Origin of the sequence: Amycolatopsis azurea DSM 43854, assembly GCF_001995215.1 — a bacterium.
Classification (GTDB): domain Bacteria; phylum Actinomycetota; class Actinomycetes; order Mycobacteriales; family Pseudonocardiaceae; genus Amycolatopsis; species Amycolatopsis azurea.
This window is the reverse complement of the sequence record NZ_MUXN01000026.1, coordinates 1-15,145: the sequence shown is the minus strand read 5'-3', so window position 1 is coordinate 15,145 and position 15,145 is coordinate 1. Positions and strand designations below refer to the sequence as shown.

Here is a 15,145-nt window from a genome sequence, read left to right as displayed (position 1 = left end):
CAAGATGTCCCCATGCGCACCATGGGGAAGACGTTGGGGATCACGGCCGCGGTCGTCCTGATCGCGGCCTGTGACCCGGCACCGCCGGAAGAAGAAGCGGTCGTCCACACCGATCCGGCGCCGGTCGCCGAGACGTTCCCCGAAGTCGGGGAGATCGTCGAGGCGTCCTGGGTCGAAGAGAAGATGGGTGCTCCCGAAGGTCGCGTGGCGGCGCCCGGGCCGACCGACTACCGGCTGTCCGCCCTGGTGAAGCTCGGGCCGGGCGGGGCTCAGAAAGTACTGGGCGGCTACGAATGCCACACGGGCGTCCCGGCGGCGCCTGAACAGCTCAAAGCGCTTCTGCCGTCCGGCGCGACGTGGCGTTCCTGCGAGCTGCCCGCGAACGGCAAGGCACGGACCGCGTTCGTCGTCGCCGGGGCCGATCAGGCGTTCCTCACTTCGACAACCATGTAACGAAGCTGTGCCGAGACTGTCGCGTGACTATCACGGGAACCGCATGATCCGTTCCTAGCTTGGCGTCATGACCCTCTTGCTGGAACGGGCCCCGGTTCCCGCCGCCAAGACGACTCTGCGGCGAAGCGTCACAGCACTGTTCGCGATCGCCGTCCTCGTCGCCGGATACACCGGGTTCCGGTTGCCGGGGGAGTGGGCGGCGACCCTGCAGGCCGTTTCCCTGACCGACGGGTTCCATCGGCGTTTCCTCGTCGGCACGCTCCTGAAGCCGTTCGGGCACGACTACGTGGTCTTCGCGGTCGCGAGTTTCGCCGTCCTCGGCGCGGTGCTGGTGGCCGTGACGCTCGCGTTCTTCCACAGCCGTACCGAAAGCCGGCGGCTGCTGATCGTCGCCTGGCTCCTGCTGCCGACCGGCGGCTACCTGTTCCACGAGGTCGGCTACTTCGACCAGATGCTGTATCTCCTGCTGTTCGGCGCGCTGTGGGCGCTGCACCGGAACCGGCCGGTGGTCGCGAGCGCGGTGATGGCGCTTTCGGTGACGGTGCACGAAATCGCGCTGCTCACCGTGCTGCCGGTGTTCGGTTTCGTCCTGCTGCGGAAGGTCCCGTTCCGGCGCGCGTGCGCGCTGCTCGCCCCGGCCGCGATGCTCGGTGCGGTGATCCTCGCGTTGCCGCCGGTCGCCCCCGGCAGCATCGACAAGCTCCGGCAGGAACTGTCCACAACGGACTTCGCTTACCGGGTCGACGCGCTGAAGCTGTTCGGCCGCACGCAGGCCGAAAGCTGGCAGCTGTACTCGATCACCAATGTCCTGCTGTATTTGCTGCCGATCGTGATCGTGGTGGCCGGCGGCTTCCTGTACCTGCATCGTCCGACGCTCGCGGCGGCGGTGCCCGTCGCGGCGATCGCGGCGCCCGCGTTGCTCGCGTTCGGCGGCTGGGACGACGCCCGCTGGGGCTTCCTGCTGGTGAGCAACTTCGTCGTCGTGCTGTGGCTGTGGCTCGGCCGCCGTGAGCTGGAACTCAGGCAGGTGGCCGTGCTGACCGCGTTGTTCCTTGTCCTCACGCACGTCCCGATGCCGTACTTCGACGGTTACGCGCCGCGTGGGCTCACGCTGGTGACTCCCGTGGAAGGCTTACCGTGAAGACGGCGCCGCCGTCGTTGTGCGCGGTCAGCTCCCCGCCGTGGATCAGCGCGTTCTCCCGCGCGATCGACAGTCCCAGCCCACTGCCCTCGGTCGCCTGGCGCGCGTGATCGCCCCGCACGAACCGGTCGAACAGGATCGGGAGCAGGTCCTCGGGGATCCCCGGCCCGGAGTCGGCGACGCGGATCCACACCGCGTCCGCGGCGCCCGTCAGGGTCACGGTGATCGGGGTCCGGCCGTAGCGCGCGGCGTTGACCAGCAGGTTGACCACGACGGTGTGCAGGCGGCGCGGGTCGGCGACGATGGTCGTGTCCCCGGTGCTCGTCACCTCGACGGGGGTCTCCGGCGCGGCGGCCCCGATCGCGTCCTCGACGAGCGCGGGCAGATCGACCGGTTCGGGGCGGAAGTCCGCGGAACCCGCGTCGAAACGCGAGATCTCCATCAGATCCTCGACGAGCCGCGCCAGCCGCCGGGTCTGGGTGCCGAGCAACTCGGTCGCGCGGGACCTGATCTCGGGGCTGGAACTGTCGAGTGTGTCGACCGTCGCGACCATCGACGCGAGCGGCGTCCGCAGGTCATGGGCGACATCGGCGACGAACCGTTGTTGCTGCCGGTCCTTGGCACGCAGCTCCTCGATCGCGGCGCCGACCCGATCGGCCATCGTGTTGAACGACTGGGCGAGGTCGGCGAGTTCGTCGCGGCCCTTCACCGGGACACGCACGTCGAAGGCGCCGTCGCCCAGCTCCCGGGCGGCGGAGGCGACCCGGCGCACCGGCCGCTGGATGCCGCCCGCCGCGAAGACGGCGGCCGCCACGCCGAGGACGGTGACGCCGAGCGCGATCCACACCAGCTTCCACCGCTGGGCCGCCAGATCCTGCTCGAACCTGGTGAGGTCGAAATACTGCACCACCCAGTACGCGACGAAGTTCGCGCTCACCACAAGGAGCTTTCGGCCGGTCGCCGGATCGATCGTGACGGTCGACAGCAGGTTCTCCGGGCCCGTGGTCCGCAGCAGGACCACGTCCTTCACGCCTTCCAGCGCGGCCTTCCGGTCCGGAGGAGCCGCGTTGTCGATGCCGGTCGTCCAATCGACGGTCTTCGACGACGCCTTGACGACTTCGGCCGGTCCTTGGGGTGTCGTGAAGTCGTCGTTGGTCATTTGCGGATATCGCGTGACGAGCATCCAGTCCGCCCCGGCCTTGTTCATGCCCTGGGAGAACAGATCCAAGGCCTGCGGGCTGCCTGCCATGAACTGTTCGAGATGAGGCCAGGCCTGCCCGAACATCGCCCCGAACGAGGTCTTCGCCGCGGCGGTGAACCTGTCGAGCGCGTCGTCCTCCTGGATCCTTGCCGCGCTGAAGGCCATGACGGCCGTCGCCGTCGTGGTCACCACCACGACCGCCGCGATCACCCGGGCGCGGAGTCCGAACCTCATTCGCTCACCAGCCGGTAGCCGAGTCCGCGCACGGTCTTCAAAACCACGGGATTCGCCGGATCGTCCTCGATCTTCGCCCGCAGCCGCGCGACCGCCGCGTCGACGATCCGCGAGTCGCCGACATAGCCGTAGTCCCAGACCCGTTTCAGCAAGGTCTGCCTGCTCAGCACCTGGTTCGGATGTTCGGCGAACTCGACGAGCAGCCGGATCTCGGTCGCGGTCAGCGCCAGTTCGACGCCGTCGCGGGTCACGCACATCGCGCTCGCGTCGATCTCCAGCCGTCCCACCCGCAACTGCCCGGCCGACGGGCCGGGAGCGGTGGCGGCGCGCCGCCCGATCGCCTTGATCCGCGCGTCGATCACCCGCGGTTCGGCGGGTTTGACCACGTAGTCGTCGGCTCCGCATTCCAGCCCGGCGACGATGTCGATCGGGTCGCCGCGGGCGGTCAGCAGCACCAGCGGCAGCCGGCTGCGCGCGCGGATCCGGCGGCAGACCTCGAAACCGTCCATCCCGGGCAACATGACGTCGAGCAGGACGAAGTCGAGTTCCAGCCGGTCGGTGAACAGCGCCTCCAGCGCTCGCTCTCCGGTCGGCGCGACGACGACGTCGTGACCGAGTGTTTTCAGCGCCAGTGTGAGCGCTTCGGCCAGGGCGACGTCGTCCTCGACGAGCAGGATGCGCGGCATGGTTCCCCCAAGATCGAAAGCCTCACCGATCGTAAGGGCGCTTCGTCGCACTCGCCCGGGTCCGCGGCGGAACCGTCGCGGAGCCGTGCGGTCTCGTCACAAACCTCGGTTCTCTGTTTCACTGTCGTATCCGCGGACGAGGGGGAATCGTGTCGGTCGAGGTGGGGAAACGCGCGTCCGAGTACTTCAGGGTTTCGGACGCGGTGGCGATCGTGGCCGGTGCGGCGTCCGGCGCGCTCGGTGCCTACGCCTACTACAACGAGCTGCTACAGCCGCTGGCGCACAGCTTCACCATCTGGATCGTGCTGATCGTCGCGGTCGTCCCCGGGATGCCGAGGCGGCGAGCGATGGTTCGAGCGGTCTTCGCGCTCATCGCGGCGGTACTCGCGTTCTATCCGGGCAAGGCGGTGATGTACGGCTTCAAGTACGCGGGGATGCCCTATCAGGTCGACCCGTCGACGCTCGTGCTGTGCTGTGGTGCGGCCTGGCGGTGGCCGCCGGCCTTGTCGCCGGACTGCTGTTCGCCGCCGTGGGACGGACCGACCGGCGCGGCACCCTCGCCACCGCGGCACTCGTGGGACTGCTCGTCGCCGATCTCGTCCGCCGGTCCGACCGCTTCGGTGTCGAAACCCTGCTGGTCGCGACCCTGATCGCGATCGTGTTCGTCGCCTGGCGGGGAATCCGCTCACCCCGGCAAGCCGGCCAGGTCGCTCTTGCCGCCGTACCGATGGGACTTCTGGGGTTCGTGATCGTGTCGGCGCCGGACTTCTTCGAGGGACTTCTGCTCGTCTAGTGCTTGAGTGCGGCGTTCCAAGCCGTCAGCGTCAGCTTGCCCGTGGTCCCGAGGTCGGTGTCGACCGTGATCCGCTGCTCCGGGTCGCCCGTGGCGGCCGCGACGGTCACATAGGCGCCCGCCTCCGGCGAACCCGCGGTGACGGTGTTCGACCACGAGACCACCGACAGCAGCGTCCCGCCGGGCTGGACCGTCTGCGGGCTGACGCCGGGGTCGATCGCCATGTACGACGTCCCATGCTCGACCTCGACGGCCATCGGCTGCTTTTTCTTGTCCAGCAAGCGGACTTCGGGATAGCCGGTGAGCGTGCGCGGCGTCGTGCCGCAGTTGGTCAGGGTCAGCACGACCGCGCGATGCCCCAGCGCGACCTCGACCGGCCCGGACTTCACCGTGACCCCGGTGCCGAGGCAACCCGCAGGTTCGACTTCGCCCGGCACTGGAGTGTGGACGGTCGGCGGGGCCGGCGGTGGTGGTGGCGGAGGCGCACTGCACCCCGCCACCACCAGCGCCGTCCCGGCCACGCTCAAGATCGCTTTCCCCAGCACGCGCGGATCCTATCGACTTCGCAGGTGGCGGTTTCGTGTGCTTGGACGGACGACACACGTGATCAGACGGACGACACGAGGCCGGTCGCCTGCGTGTCGTCCGTCCCGTCACGCGTGTCGTCCATCTGATCACGCGAGTCGCGTCTCTGATCACGCGAGTCACGCCGGTTCGGGTGTCCGCCGCCTTTCGGGCAGGTTGGTCTCGCCGGACAGCGTCGCGAAAGCCACTTTCGCGACATCAGACGTCCCTAAAGTGGCTTTCGCGACACCCGAAGCCGACAGACGTGCGAGCACTCGAGCAAGGCAAGATACGTATGCCTTACCCCGAACTCAGGCCAGCAGCTCCTGGAGTTCCACCACGGCCGTGGCGAGTTCCGTCGCGAACAGCTCCATCTCGTGCGCGACGTGCTTCGGCGTGCACAGGTACAGGTTCAACGAGTCCGGCAGCAGCACGTACGCGACGCCGATGCACTGCGGACTGGTCGACCCGAACCCGAAGTACCGGATGTTCACCGACGGCGCCGAGCTGGTGCTCAGGTAGTCGTTGCGCATCTTCAGCCAGCCCGGCGACGAGTACAGCGACGGCGATTCCTCGACGCCGCGACGCTTCTGGATCAGCTGCAGCTCCCACAGGTGCTGCTCCGGCGCGTCACCCGCCTGGCACTCCTTCGCCCGCGTGACGTGCTTCGCGGCCGCCGCGCGGAAAGCCGCCTGACGAGTCTGCCGGTCGGCCTCCGGATCGTTCATCACCTGGACGAACCACAGCACCTCGGGCGTCACCACCCGCATCGCTTCGGTGCGCCCGTTCTGATACTGCCGCGTCGCGATCGACTCGTACGTCGCGCCGGTGATCCCCTTCGCGCGCTTGTGCGCGAGTTGATACGCCATCTGCGCGAAGCCGTCGGGGGACATCCCCAGCTCCTTCGCCCGCTTCGCGCCGAAGTCGGTGAAGGACACCGTCTTCGTAGCGGTCGCGCCGGCGTACTCGGCGAAGGATGCTGCCGCCGCACGGGCGTCTTCACGGAGGGCGTCACCCAGGACGAACTCGATGACCTCGGACGCCGGGACGCCGTCGGCGGGCGGCCGCTCCAGCCGTGTCCCGCTGAGCAGCGCGTCGGTGAACCCGAGGATCGTGGTCCCGTCCAGTTCGCAGTGCTCGACGTTGATGCCCGCCGTGCCGTCCTCGAACACGATCAGCGAGACGGCCTTGTCGAACCAGCGGTTCCCGCTGTCGCCGTGCAACAGCTGGTCGCACGCCTCCTGCGTGTCCGCCGGGGTGAAGTCCTCCAGGCACAGGCAGAACAACGCCGTCTCGATGTCGTCGAGCGCGGCCGCGTTCCCGGCGGCCAGCAACGCCTCACGCGTCGCCGCCCACTCGGCCCTGGCCTTGGTGGTGAAGTGCCCAGCGGCGGTCTGCGGGTCTTCGACGAAGCTCCCGGCGTCTTTGAATGAACGCTGCATGATCGCCTGCAGCCCCGCGACCAGCTGTTCGGGGGAGTACGGGCGGCCGTCCGGCGCGATGACGTCCATCCGGAACGGGGTGTCGCGGTGGAAGACCACGATGTGCCGCGCCCTCGACGGCCCCGGCCAGTCCTCGCGGTACGGCGTGCGCGCGGTGTCCTGTACGGCGCCGGGGATCCGCGTCGCCGAGAACAGGAACTTGTTCTGCACCATCGACTGCGGCTGCCCGCGCAGCACGATCGGCGGCAGCAGTTCCTCGTCGAGCTTCAGCTTGTAGTCCACCGCCGACGCGGCCAGCTCGGCCGCGCGTTCCAGCTGTCCCAGCGGGGACTCGGAGAACAGGAAGAAGAAGTTCGCGTTGAGCGCGATCCGGTCGCGGCGGCCGAGGTAGCGGTACGGCCAGAAGGTGTCGAGCCAGCTGCGTACGCCTTCACGGCCGTCGTACGCCTCCAGCGCGCTCTGGAGCTCGTGCGCCGCGCTTCCTTCCGCGAGGAAGTCGGCGACGGCGCCTTCGGTCTCCGCGAGTTCTCCGGGGGTGAGCAGCGGCGAGCACCACTCGAGGAACCGGCGGCAGGTGTCCTCCAGGCTGGGGACGGGGACCCGCGGCAGGACGTCCTCGTTGCCGAACGTGCGGGTGGACAGTTCCGGACTGCTCACGATCATCCTTGATCTCGAAGGGGAAGGGCGTTCAACGCGGAGGCGAGCCCGCCCGCCGCGCCGTTCGGGCGGGAGACGAACAGCCGCGCGTACAGCCGGCCGTCGGCCTCCAGCCCCCGCGGGTCGAGGCCCGCGACGGACAGATTGTCCAGGATCTGTGTCTGCTCCTCCTCCGAAGCGAACTTCCGCTGCCGGAAGACGCCGTCGATCCCGGCGGTCTCGTAGTCGAGTTCGCCGAGGCTGTCGGCGACCGGACCGTAGGAGAACATCCGCAGGACGAAATGCGCCATCCACGGCCGGTTTTCCCGCGCTATCCGGACGAGGGTCTTCTCGGTGACGTAGCCGACGCAGCCCGTCGAGACGACGATGTCGACGTCGGCCAGCAGCGCGCGTTGTTCCTCTGTCGGGTCTTCGTTCTCCAGATCCGCGTGGATCGCGTCGTCGATGAAGCCCGCTGCGAGCGCGTAGTCCAACGCGGGCGCGGAGGCGTCGAGACCGATGAAGCGGACCTCGTCGCCGACGGCGAGCCTTTCGACCATCCGGCGATCACGCGCGATCAGATCGTCCCGGCTCAGCGACCCGGCGGACGCGTAGTGGTCGTACAACCGCTCCATCGAGGTGTCGCATCTGTGCAGCGCGGCGTTGACGCCATAGGAGCAGCCGAGGTCGAGCACGGTCGGGACCTTGACGTCCCGTTCCGAGCGGTACTCGTCGATCAGCTTCGCGAAGTAGGCCTTGGCCTGCTGGGGGATGCCGTAGTCCAGCCTGCGCAAGGTGCCGAAGAAGGCACGGGGATCAGGTTCGGTGTAGATGTCGTCGAAATTGATCTTGCCGGTCGAATCCAAGGGCACGGCCAAGCTCCTGACTTAGTCGAGCAGCTGATCGCCCCGGACCGCCACGGAAGCGACGTGTTCCGGCAGGACCCGGCCGAACAGCTGTCTCGTCCGTTCCGGACTGCCGATGACCCCAGGGCGCTCGCTGTACGCGAAGATCGCGGAATGGCGGGCGACTGCCCCCTGAACACTACTCACGCGATGCAGTGCGAAGCGTCCGCGAAACAGTTGAAGATCGCCAGGACGCAGAGTGAGCCGTCGGATCAGGTGATCCCCTTCGCCCGCCAGGACGGCACGGACGTCGTCGAGGTTCTCCGCCGTTTCGGAGCGGATGTTCGGGCAATATTCGAAGACACCGCCGTCGGCCGCCTCCTGCGTGAGCATGCTGACGGTGTACTCGTTGGTGTCGAAATGCCACGGATGCGAGCGGCCCGGCTCGATCACGTTGAGCACCAGGCCTGACAGCGGATCGGCGAGTTCGTGCAGCGCGGGGAGTTCGAAGCAGTCGGCGACGAACCGCTGGAACTGAGGGCTCGTGTACAGCTGCTGGATGATCGCGTTCGACGGGATCCGGTCGCGGGCCACGAAGGCGTTGCCGCGTTCCATGATCGTGCGGCCGGGATGGTCTTCCGGTAGCGGAGTGTCGATGGCGATGTTGTAGGCGTTGACGCGTTCGACCTTCGCGTAAGCCTCCGGAGCGATCTTCGCGCCTTCCTGGCGGAGGACGTCGCGCAACTCCGGGCGGATGAAGTCGGCCAGCACGCTGCAACCCGTTTCCCACAGTTCGGCGCGGGTCCGGGAAACGATTTCGCGCCACGCCGGGCTTCCCGGTTCGGAGAGCGGATAGCGGGCGGTGTCGGCAACTTGGACTGCGCTCGCGGTCATCGACGTCCTCTCGGCTGCCCGGAAGTGATTCTCGGGTTTAGCACAGAAAACGCCCGCGACCCCCGCGCCTTGTGAGCGGTGCCACACGGAACGTGACGGCCCCCTGCCTCGCGCCTGTACGCGAGTCAGGGGGCCGTCAGGGACTTTTCGTCAGCTGGTGACAAGCGGCAGCAGCGGCCGCCGCACCGCGGTCGCGACGCCGTCGGACGCCTGGGCCGCGGCGATCCGCTCGGGCGTCGGCGTGCCGTACTCGGTGGTCCGCTGCCGCAGCGGACGGCCCAGCGGCTCGACCATCGAGCGCATGTCGCTGATCGTCTTGTACGACCCGTTGGCCGCACCCGCCATCCGGCTGATCGTCTCCTCCATCAGCGTCCCGCCGATGTCGTTGACCCCGCCCTGGAGCACCGCGCGGCTGCCCTCTTCGCCGAGTTTCACCCACGAACTCTGGATGTTGTCGATCATCCCGTGCAGCAGCAGCCGGGCCAGCGCGTGCACCGCGCGGTTCTCGCGCAGCGTCGTGCCCGCCCTGGCCAGCCCGGCGAGGTAGATCGGGGAACTCTGGTGGATGAACGGCAGCAGCACGAACTCGCTGAACCCGCGCCGCCCGTTGCGTTCCAGGCCTTCCCGCTGCAACTTCGCCAGCAGCTTCAGGTGCCCGACCCAGTGCGACGGGGTGTCGACGTGGCCGTACATCATCGTCGACGTCGTCGTGATGCCGAGCTTGTGCGCGGTCGTGACGACGTTGATCCACTCCGACGTCGGCAGCTTGCCCTTCGTCAGCACCCAGCGGACGTCGTCGTCGAGGATCTCCGCCGCCGTGCCCGGCAGCGAGTCGACGCCGGCTTCCTTCGCGCGTGCCAGCCAGTCCTCGATCGACAGGTTCGTCCGCGAAGCGCCGTTGACGACCTCCATCGGGCTGTAGGAGTGCAGGTGGATGTCCGGCTGACGGCGTTTCACCTCGGCCGCGAGGTCGAAGTACGCGGTGCCCGGCAGATCCGGGTGGATGCCGCCCTGCATGCAGATCTCGGTCGCGCCCGCGGCCCACGCCTCGTCGACCCGGTCACCGACCTGCTCCAGCGAGAGCGTGTACGCGTCGGCGTCGGTGCGCCGCTGGGCGAACGCGCAGAAACGGCAGCCGGTGTAGCAGACGTTGGTGAAGTTGATGTTCCGCGTGACCACGAAGGTGACGTCGTCGCCGTTCACTTCACGGCGCAGGTCGTCGGCGATCTTGGTGAAGGCGTCGAGCTCCGGACCGTCGGCGTGCAGCAGCGCCAGCGCCTCGTCGTCCGACAGTCCGGCGGGGTTCTTTTCCGCGCTGCGCAAGGCATCCCGGATGTCGGTGTCGAACCGCTGCGGCCCGGTCTTGATGTTGCCCTTGATCTCGTCCCAGTCGCCGTAGACCGAATCGAAGTCGCTGCGGCGGTCTTCGGTACGCCCGACGGTGTCGACCTCGACGTGCAGATCGGTGCGTCCGGCCTCCTTCCAACCGCCGTCCGGCTCCTGCCACGGGATGCCCACCGGGATCGCTTCTTCGATCGCCAGCCCGGTCTCGGTCTCGGTGAGCGGCGCGAGGTGCGCGTTCATCCGCGGGTCCAGCCACGGTTCGCCGGTCTTGACGTACTCCGGGTAGATCGGCAGCCGCTCGCGCACGGTGAAGCCGAGCGCCTCGGTGCGGCGCTTGAGCTCGTCGATCTGCGGCCACGCGCGTTCGGGGTTCACGTGGTCCGGGGTCAGCGGGGAGACGCCGCCCCAGTCGTCGATGCCGGCGTTCAGCATCAGTTCGTACTGCTGGCCGATCAGGTTCGGCGGCGCCTGGATGCGCATCGTCGGCCCGAGCACCAGCCGCGCGACGGCGATGGTCGCCGCGAGCTCTTCGAGATCGGCGTCCGGGGTCGCCCGCATCTTCGTGTCCGGCTTCGCGCGGAAGTTCTGCACGATGACTTCCTGGATGCCGCCGTAGGTCTTCGCGACCTTGCGGATGGCGAACAGCGCGTCGGCGCGTTCCTCGAAGTTCTCGCCGATGCCGATCAGGATGCCGGTGGTGAACGGCACCGAACTGCGGCCGGCGTCCTCCAGCACCCGCAGGCGGACGTCGGGGTCCTTGTCGGGCGAGCCGTAGTGAGGGCCGCCCTTCTCGGTGTAGAGCCGCTTCGCCGTCGTCTCCAGCATCATGCCCATCGACGCCGAGACCGGCTTGAGCCGCTGGAAGTCCTGCCAGGTCAGCACGCCCGGATTGAGGTGCGGCAGGACACCGGTCTCTTCGAGGACCCGGATCGCCATCGCCCGGACGTAGGACAGCGTGTCGTCGTAACCGTGCGCGTCGAGCCAGTCCTTCGCCGCCGTCCAGCGGTCTTCGGGACGGTCGCCGAGGGTGAACAGCGCTTCCTTGACCCCCATCGCGGCACCCTTGCGCGCGATGTCGAGGACCTCGTCGGGGGAGAGGAACGGCGAGTCGACGCGGCCGGGAACGGTCGCGAAGGTGCAGTAACCGCAGCGGTCCCGGCACAACCGGGTCAGCGGGATGAACACCGAACGGCTGTAGGTGACCACGCCAGGGCGGCCCGCCGCGACGAGCCCGGCGTCCCGGACGCGCGAGGCGTGCTCGGACAGCGTCTTGAGGTCGTCGCCGCGAGCCTGGAGCAGGATCGAGGCCTCGGTGAGGTCGAGGGTCTTCCCGTCGCGGGCCCTGGCGAGCGCACGGCGCATCGCCGAGGTGGTGGGGGCGGTCGCGTCAGCAGGGGATGCCATTCCCGCACGCTATGGCCGGACTCGCTCCAGCTGCCAGTGCGCATCCCGCCACCACGTCACCCGTGTGGGTGCGGTCACTGTTCGCGCTGGTCAGAGCGCGATCTTCGTTGCCGATCAGTGGGCCGCGGTGTATTACCTAAAGTGTGGCTTCGGTGATCGGCAAGAAGGTCGGCGGGCGGACGTACTACTACCTCGTCACCTCCGCCCGGGTCGACGGCGAGCCGCGGGTCGTCTCCCAGCGCTACCTCGGCACCGCCGAGGAGATCGGACGCGCGATGGAGGGCGACGTCTCCGCGCCCGGCGAAGCGCGGCACCGGACCTTCGGCGACGTCGCGGCTGTGTGGGCCACGCTGCGACGGCTCGACTTCGTGCGCCGCGTCGACGACGCCGTCGGAGCCCAGCGCGCCGCGACCACCTTGGGAACGCATCTCGCGCTCGCGGTCCTGCACCGCGCGACGGCGCCGGACACGGAGCTGGCCACCTGGTGGGAGGACGGCGTCGCGAGGGAGTTCCTGAAAGCCGACCTGTCGAATCACTGGCGGGCGCTGCAACGTCTCACGCCCGAGCGGATCGCGCGGATCGAGACCGCGATTGCCGGCGCCGTGCTCTCCTGGCTGGGGACGGGGAACGCCGCGCTCGCCGTCGACGTCCCGCAGTTCGCCACCTTCTCCACGGCCGACCCCTGCCACTGCGAACTCGCCGGACTCGGCCTGGTGGTGACCAAGGACGGCGCGATCCCGCTGGCGTCGCACGCGTACCCGAGGGAAGGTGCGCCGCCGTTCGCCGCGCTCGCCGAGGACCTCCGCTCGCTGTCTCCCGCGAACGACGTCACGCTGGTCTTCACCGCGGGCCAGGCCGCTCAGCTCGACCTCGGACGGCATTTCGTCGGCGCGTTGCCGCTCTCGGAACATCCGGACCTGCTGGCGAAACCGGCGTCCGCGCGCAAGCCCGTCGACCCGGAGCGCTTCGCCGGGCTCACCGCCTTCGACACCAGGGCCGTGGTCGCGGGCGTGCGGCGGCGCGTGATCCTGACCCATTCGGAAACCCTGCACCACGCGCAGGCCCGCGCTTTCGGCGAGGAACTGGGCACCGCGACCCGTGAGCTCGCCGGCCTCGACGCCGCGCTGGCCTCGGGCACCTACCGGGGCGACCGGGGCCAGGTGAACGCCGAAATCGCGCGGATCACCCGCGGCCGCCGCGTCGAACGGGTGCTTTCGCCCTCGCTCGCGGGCACCAGGCCGGGGGAGATCCGGCTGACCTGGAAGGTCGACGCCGCCGCCGTCTCGCGGCTGCACGACGAGTTCTTCGGCAAACAGGTACTGGTCACCGACCACGACTGGCCGGTGTCCGAGGTCGTCACCGCGTACCGGGCGCGGACCCACCTCGACTCGACGTTCCGCTGGCTGACCGGTCCCGCCGTCGCCGGCCCGGCCCCGCGCTGGGACTGGACCCCGCACCGGATCGCGGTGCACACGCTGGTCACGGTGCTCGCGTCGACGGTCACGCACCTCATGCGGCGTGAGGCCGACCGCGCCGGGATGAACCTGTCCGTCCGCGAACTGATGGACAGTCTCGCGGGGATAGGGGAGACGGTGCTGCGGTATCCGTCCACCGGCGGCCGCCCGCGGACGCGGCGCCTGCTGACCGAGCGGAGCCCGGAACAGCAGGCGCTCTTCGACCTCTTCGGGCTCAGCTCTCTCGGTGGATATGGAGAGCGGAGAAGCTCTGGACCACCGGCATCAGCTCGATGACGTTGATGTTCACGTGCTCAGGCTGCGAAGCCGCCCAGAAGACGGACTCGGCCACATCGGCGGCCGTCAGCGGCGTCGTGCCCTGGTAGACGTTGCCGGCCTTGCTCCGGTCACCCTCGAACCGGACGACCGAGAACTCCGTCCCGCCGACCAGGCCCGGTTCGACATTGGTCACCCGGACGCCGGTGCCCTGCAGGTCCGCGCGCAGGTTCAGGCTGAACTGGTGCACGAACGCCTTGGTCGCGCCATAGGCGTTGCCGCCGGGGTACGGGTAGCTGCCCGCGACCGAGCCGATGTTGATCACGTGCCCGCGGCCGCGTTCCACCATGCCGGGCAGCAACGCGCGGGTGAGATGCGCGAGCCCCTTGATGTTCGTGTCGATCATCTGGTCCCAGTCGTCGAGCTTCGCCCGGTGGGCGGACTCGAGGCCCTTCGCGAGGCCGGCGTTGTTGACCAGCAGGTCGACCTCGGCGAACTCGGCGGGCAGTGTGCCGGGAAGGGCGGCCACCGCGTCGGCGTCGCGGACGTCCAGCTCGATCGGCAGGACGTTGTCGCCCAGCTCGTCGGCCAGCTTGTCGAGCCGGTCCTTGCTGCGCGCGGCCGCGACGACCTTGGCGCCGTCCGCGGCGAACCGGCGGGCGATCTCGACGCCGAACCCGGCGCTGGCACCGGTGACGAAAACGGTCTTCTGGGGCATCAATTTGTCTCTTTCAAGAACTGGGCGAACACGGTGTTGAACTCGGCCTCGCGTTCCAGGTTAGGCATGTGGGCGGCGCCTTCGATCACCGCCAGGGTGGAGCCGGGGATGAGGTCGTGCATGAGTTCGGCGTCCGAGACCGGGGTGAACTCGTCCTCGGTCCCGACGACGATCAGGCTCGGCACCTTCACCTGGGTGAGGCTGTCCCGGTAGTCCGGGCGTTCGGCCCGCCCCCTGAGCGCGGCCGCCGCTCCTTCCTTGGGCGTCGTGCGCATCATCTGTAAGACGTGCGCCGCGACGTCCGGCATCGTGCGGACGTTGTCGGGGGAGACCATCTTCGTGAGCACCTCGTCGGCGTACCAGCCGATGCCCTCGGCGAAGACCCGGTCCGCCGTCTCGGTGCGGACGAGCTTGCCTTCCTCAGTCTCCTCCTGGGGGGAGGTGTCGGCGAGCAGGAGCCCGGCGACGCGCTCGGGGTACGTGCGGTGGAACTCCATGACGATCTGTCCGCCCATGGAGAGGCCGCCGAGCACGAAGCGCCCGAGACCGAGGCGATCCGCGAGGCGGGCTATGTCCTTGGCGAAGACGTCGAGTCCCGTCTTCTTGCTTTGCGCGGGGAGGGTGGTCTCGCCGTACCCGCGGAGGTCCGCGGTGATGACCCGATAGCCCTCCCGGCTGAACCGCTCGGCCTGGGGACGCCACATCGAACGGTTGAAGGGGTGGCCGTGGACGAGGACGACGGGCAACCCGGTGCCGAGGTCGTCGTAAGCGACGGAGATGCCGTCGAGTTCCGCAGTACTCATGAGCCCGACGCTAATCGGAGCAATCGACAGGATCAATACGGTGCAATGTACTCGGAGCAATGTTCTTGCCTGGGAGTTCACCTGGGGTCTCCCGGGGCGATCACCGCGTGATCGCCGGGGCCGAGCCCGTTTATGGCCTCTGACCTGCGCGAATGTCGTTAAGGTACCCCCCTGTTTTCGGGGGTTTCCGGCCATGTAAAGTTCTCTTCGTCGCCAGGGAAACCGAGCGGCCGACCGGGACACGAACCAAGCTCTCA

At 68.7% G+C, this 15,145-nt stretch carries 14 protein-coding genes; 5 read left to right on the top strand and 9 right to left on the bottom strand.

The window, feature by feature from the left end:
* Positions 1-12: 12 nt before the first annotated feature.
* A complete protein-coding gene (locus B0293_RS34040) occupies positions 13-453 on the top strand; it encodes a hypothetical protein (RefSeq protein ID WP_039919071.1) in 441 nt (146 codons plus the stop codon).
* Positions 454-520: 67 nt separating this feature from the next.
* Positions 521-1,594 carry a hypothetical protein gene (locus B0293_RS34035; RefSeq protein WP_005162281.1) on the top strand — a complete coding sequence of 358 codons (1,074 nt, stop codon included), beginning with the start codon at positions 521-523 and terminating at the stop codon, positions 1,592-1,594.
* On the opposite strand, the gene B0293_RS34030 is transcribed toward B0293_RS34035, so the two are convergent.
* Both B0293_RS34030 and B0293_RS34025 read right to left on the bottom strand, forming a co-directional pair.
* A complete protein-coding gene (locus B0293_RS34030; protein ID WP_005162279.1) occupies positions 1,560-3,029 on the bottom strand; it encodes a sensor histidine kinase in 1,470 nt (489 codons plus the stop codon). The genes B0293_RS34035 and B0293_RS34030 overlap by 35 nt on opposite strands.
* Positions 3,026-3,715, bottom strand: coding sequence for a response regulator transcription factor (locus B0293_RS34025; protein ID WP_005162278.1), 690 nt, complete (start codon positions 3,713-3,715; stop codon positions 3,026-3,028). Before B0293_RS34025 ends, B0293_RS34030 begins: the two co-directional genes overlap by 4 nt.
* A 149-nt stretch (positions 3,716-3,864) precedes the next feature.
* On the opposite strand from B0293_RS34025, the gene B0293_RS34020 reads away from it, so the two are divergent.
* Both B0293_RS34020 and B0293_RS34015 read left to right on the top strand, forming a co-directional pair.
* Positions 3,865-4,365 (top strand): hypothetical protein, encoded by a 501-nt coding sequence (locus B0293_RS34020; protein WP_005162276.1) that lies wholly within the window; start codon positions 3,865-3,867, stop codon positions 4,363-4,365.
* Positions 4,290-4,508 (top strand): hypothetical protein, encoded by a 219-nt coding sequence (locus B0293_RS34015; protein WP_039919070.1) that lies wholly within the window; start codon positions 4,290-4,292, stop codon positions 4,506-4,508. The genes B0293_RS34020 and B0293_RS34015 overlap by 76 nt, the downstream gene beginning before the upstream one ends.
* Here the strand turns inward: B0293_RS34015 and B0293_RS34010 are convergent.
* From B0293_RS34010 to B0293_RS33990, 5 genes are all read right to left on the bottom strand, one after another.
* Positions 4,505-5,053: a DUF4232 domain-containing protein gene (locus tag B0293_RS34010; protein ID WP_005162272.1), complete on the bottom strand. Its 549-nt coding sequence runs from the start codon at positions 5,051-5,053 to the stop codon at positions 4,505-4,507. The genes B0293_RS34015 and B0293_RS34010 overlap by 4 nt on opposite strands.
* Before the next feature lie 330 nt (positions 5,054-5,383).
* On the bottom strand, positions 5,384-7,177 hold the full coding sequence (locus B0293_RS34005; RefSeq protein WP_039919069.1) for a choline/carnitine O-acyltransferase: 1,794 nt from the start codon (positions 7,175-7,177) through the stop codon (positions 5,384-5,386).
* Positions 7,174-8,016: a class I SAM-dependent methyltransferase gene (locus tag B0293_RS34000; protein WP_077241461.1), complete on the bottom strand. Its 843-nt coding sequence runs from the start codon at positions 8,014-8,016 to the stop codon at positions 7,174-7,176. The genes B0293_RS34005 and B0293_RS34000 overlap by 4 nt, the downstream gene beginning before the upstream one ends.
* A gap of 21 nt (positions 8,017-8,037) precedes the next feature.
* Entirely contained in the window at positions 8,038-8,889 is an 852-nt protein-coding gene (locus tag B0293_RS33995; protein ID WP_005162263.1) for a HalD/BesD family halogenase, read from the bottom strand.
* Positions 8,890-9,039: 150 nt separating this feature from the next.
* Positions 9,040-11,595, bottom strand: coding sequence for a bifunctional FO biosynthesis protein CofGH (locus B0293_RS33990; RefSeq protein WP_245192021.1), 2,556 nt, complete (start codon positions 11,593-11,595; stop codon positions 9,040-9,042).
* Between the two features lie 185 nt (positions 11,596-11,780).
* Here B0293_RS33990 and B0293_RS33985 point away from each other — a divergent pair, with 185 nt between their 5' ends.
* Positions 11,781-13,388 carry an IS1634 family transposase gene (locus tag B0293_RS33985; protein WP_005162259.1) on the top strand — a complete coding sequence of 536 codons (1,608 nt, stop codon included), beginning with the start codon at positions 11,781-11,783 and terminating at the stop codon, positions 13,386-13,388.
* Here the strand turns inward: B0293_RS33985 and B0293_RS33980 are convergent.
* Together B0293_RS33980 and B0293_RS33975 are read right to left on the bottom strand one after the other, a co-directional pair.
* Positions 13,327-14,085, bottom strand: a complete 759-nt coding sequence (locus B0293_RS33980; RefSeq protein ID WP_039919068.1) for an SDR family oxidoreductase — start codon at positions 14,083-14,085, stop codon at positions 13,327-13,329. The genes B0293_RS33985 and B0293_RS33980 overlap by 62 nt on opposite strands.
* Entirely contained in the window at positions 14,085-14,888 is an 804-nt protein-coding gene (locus B0293_RS33975) for an alpha/beta fold hydrolase (protein ID WP_005162255.1), read from the bottom strand. Before B0293_RS33975 ends, B0293_RS33980 begins: the two co-directional genes overlap by 1 nt.
* Positions 14,889-15,145: the final 257 nt, after the last annotated feature.

What these genes read in the sequence shown, in the direction of transcription:
- B0293_RS33975 (WP_005162255.1), bottom strand. Translation starts at nt 14,888, where the DNA reads ATGAGTACTGCGGAACTCGACGGCATCTCCGTCGCTTACGACGACCTC.
- B0293_RS34035 (WP_005162281.1), top strand. Translation starts at nt 521, where the DNA reads ATGACCCTCTTGCTGGAACGGGCCCCGGTTCCCGCCGCCAAGACGACT.
- B0293_RS33990 (WP_245192021.1), bottom strand. Translation starts at nt 11,595, where the DNA reads ATGCGCCGTGCGCTCGCCAGGGCCCGCGACGGGAAGACCCTCGACCTC.
- B0293_RS34005 (WP_039919069.1), bottom strand. Translation starts at nt 7,177, where the DNA reads ATGATCGTGAGCAGTCCGGAACTGTCCACCCGCACGTTCGGCAACGAG.
- B0293_RS33980 (WP_039919068.1), bottom strand. Translation starts at nt 14,085, where the DNA reads ATGCCCCAGAAGACCGTTTTCGTCACCGGTGCCAGCGCCGGGTTCGGC.
- B0293_RS34040 (WP_039919071.1), top strand. Translation starts at nt 13, where the DNA reads ATGCGCACCATGGGGAAGACGTTGGGGATCACGGCCGCGGTCGTCCTG.
- B0293_RS34025 (WP_005162278.1), bottom strand. Translation starts at nt 3,715, where the DNA reads ATGCCGCGCATCCTGCTCGTCGAGGACGACGTCGCCCTGGCCGAAGCG.
- B0293_RS34030 (WP_005162279.1), bottom strand. Translation starts at nt 3,029, where the DNA reads ATGAGGTTCGGACTCCGCGCCCGGGTGATCGCGGCGGTCGTGGTGGTG.
- B0293_RS33995 (WP_005162263.1), bottom strand. Translation starts at nt 8,889, where the DNA reads ATGACCGCGAGCGCAGTCCAAGTTGCCGACACCGCCCGCTATCCGCTC.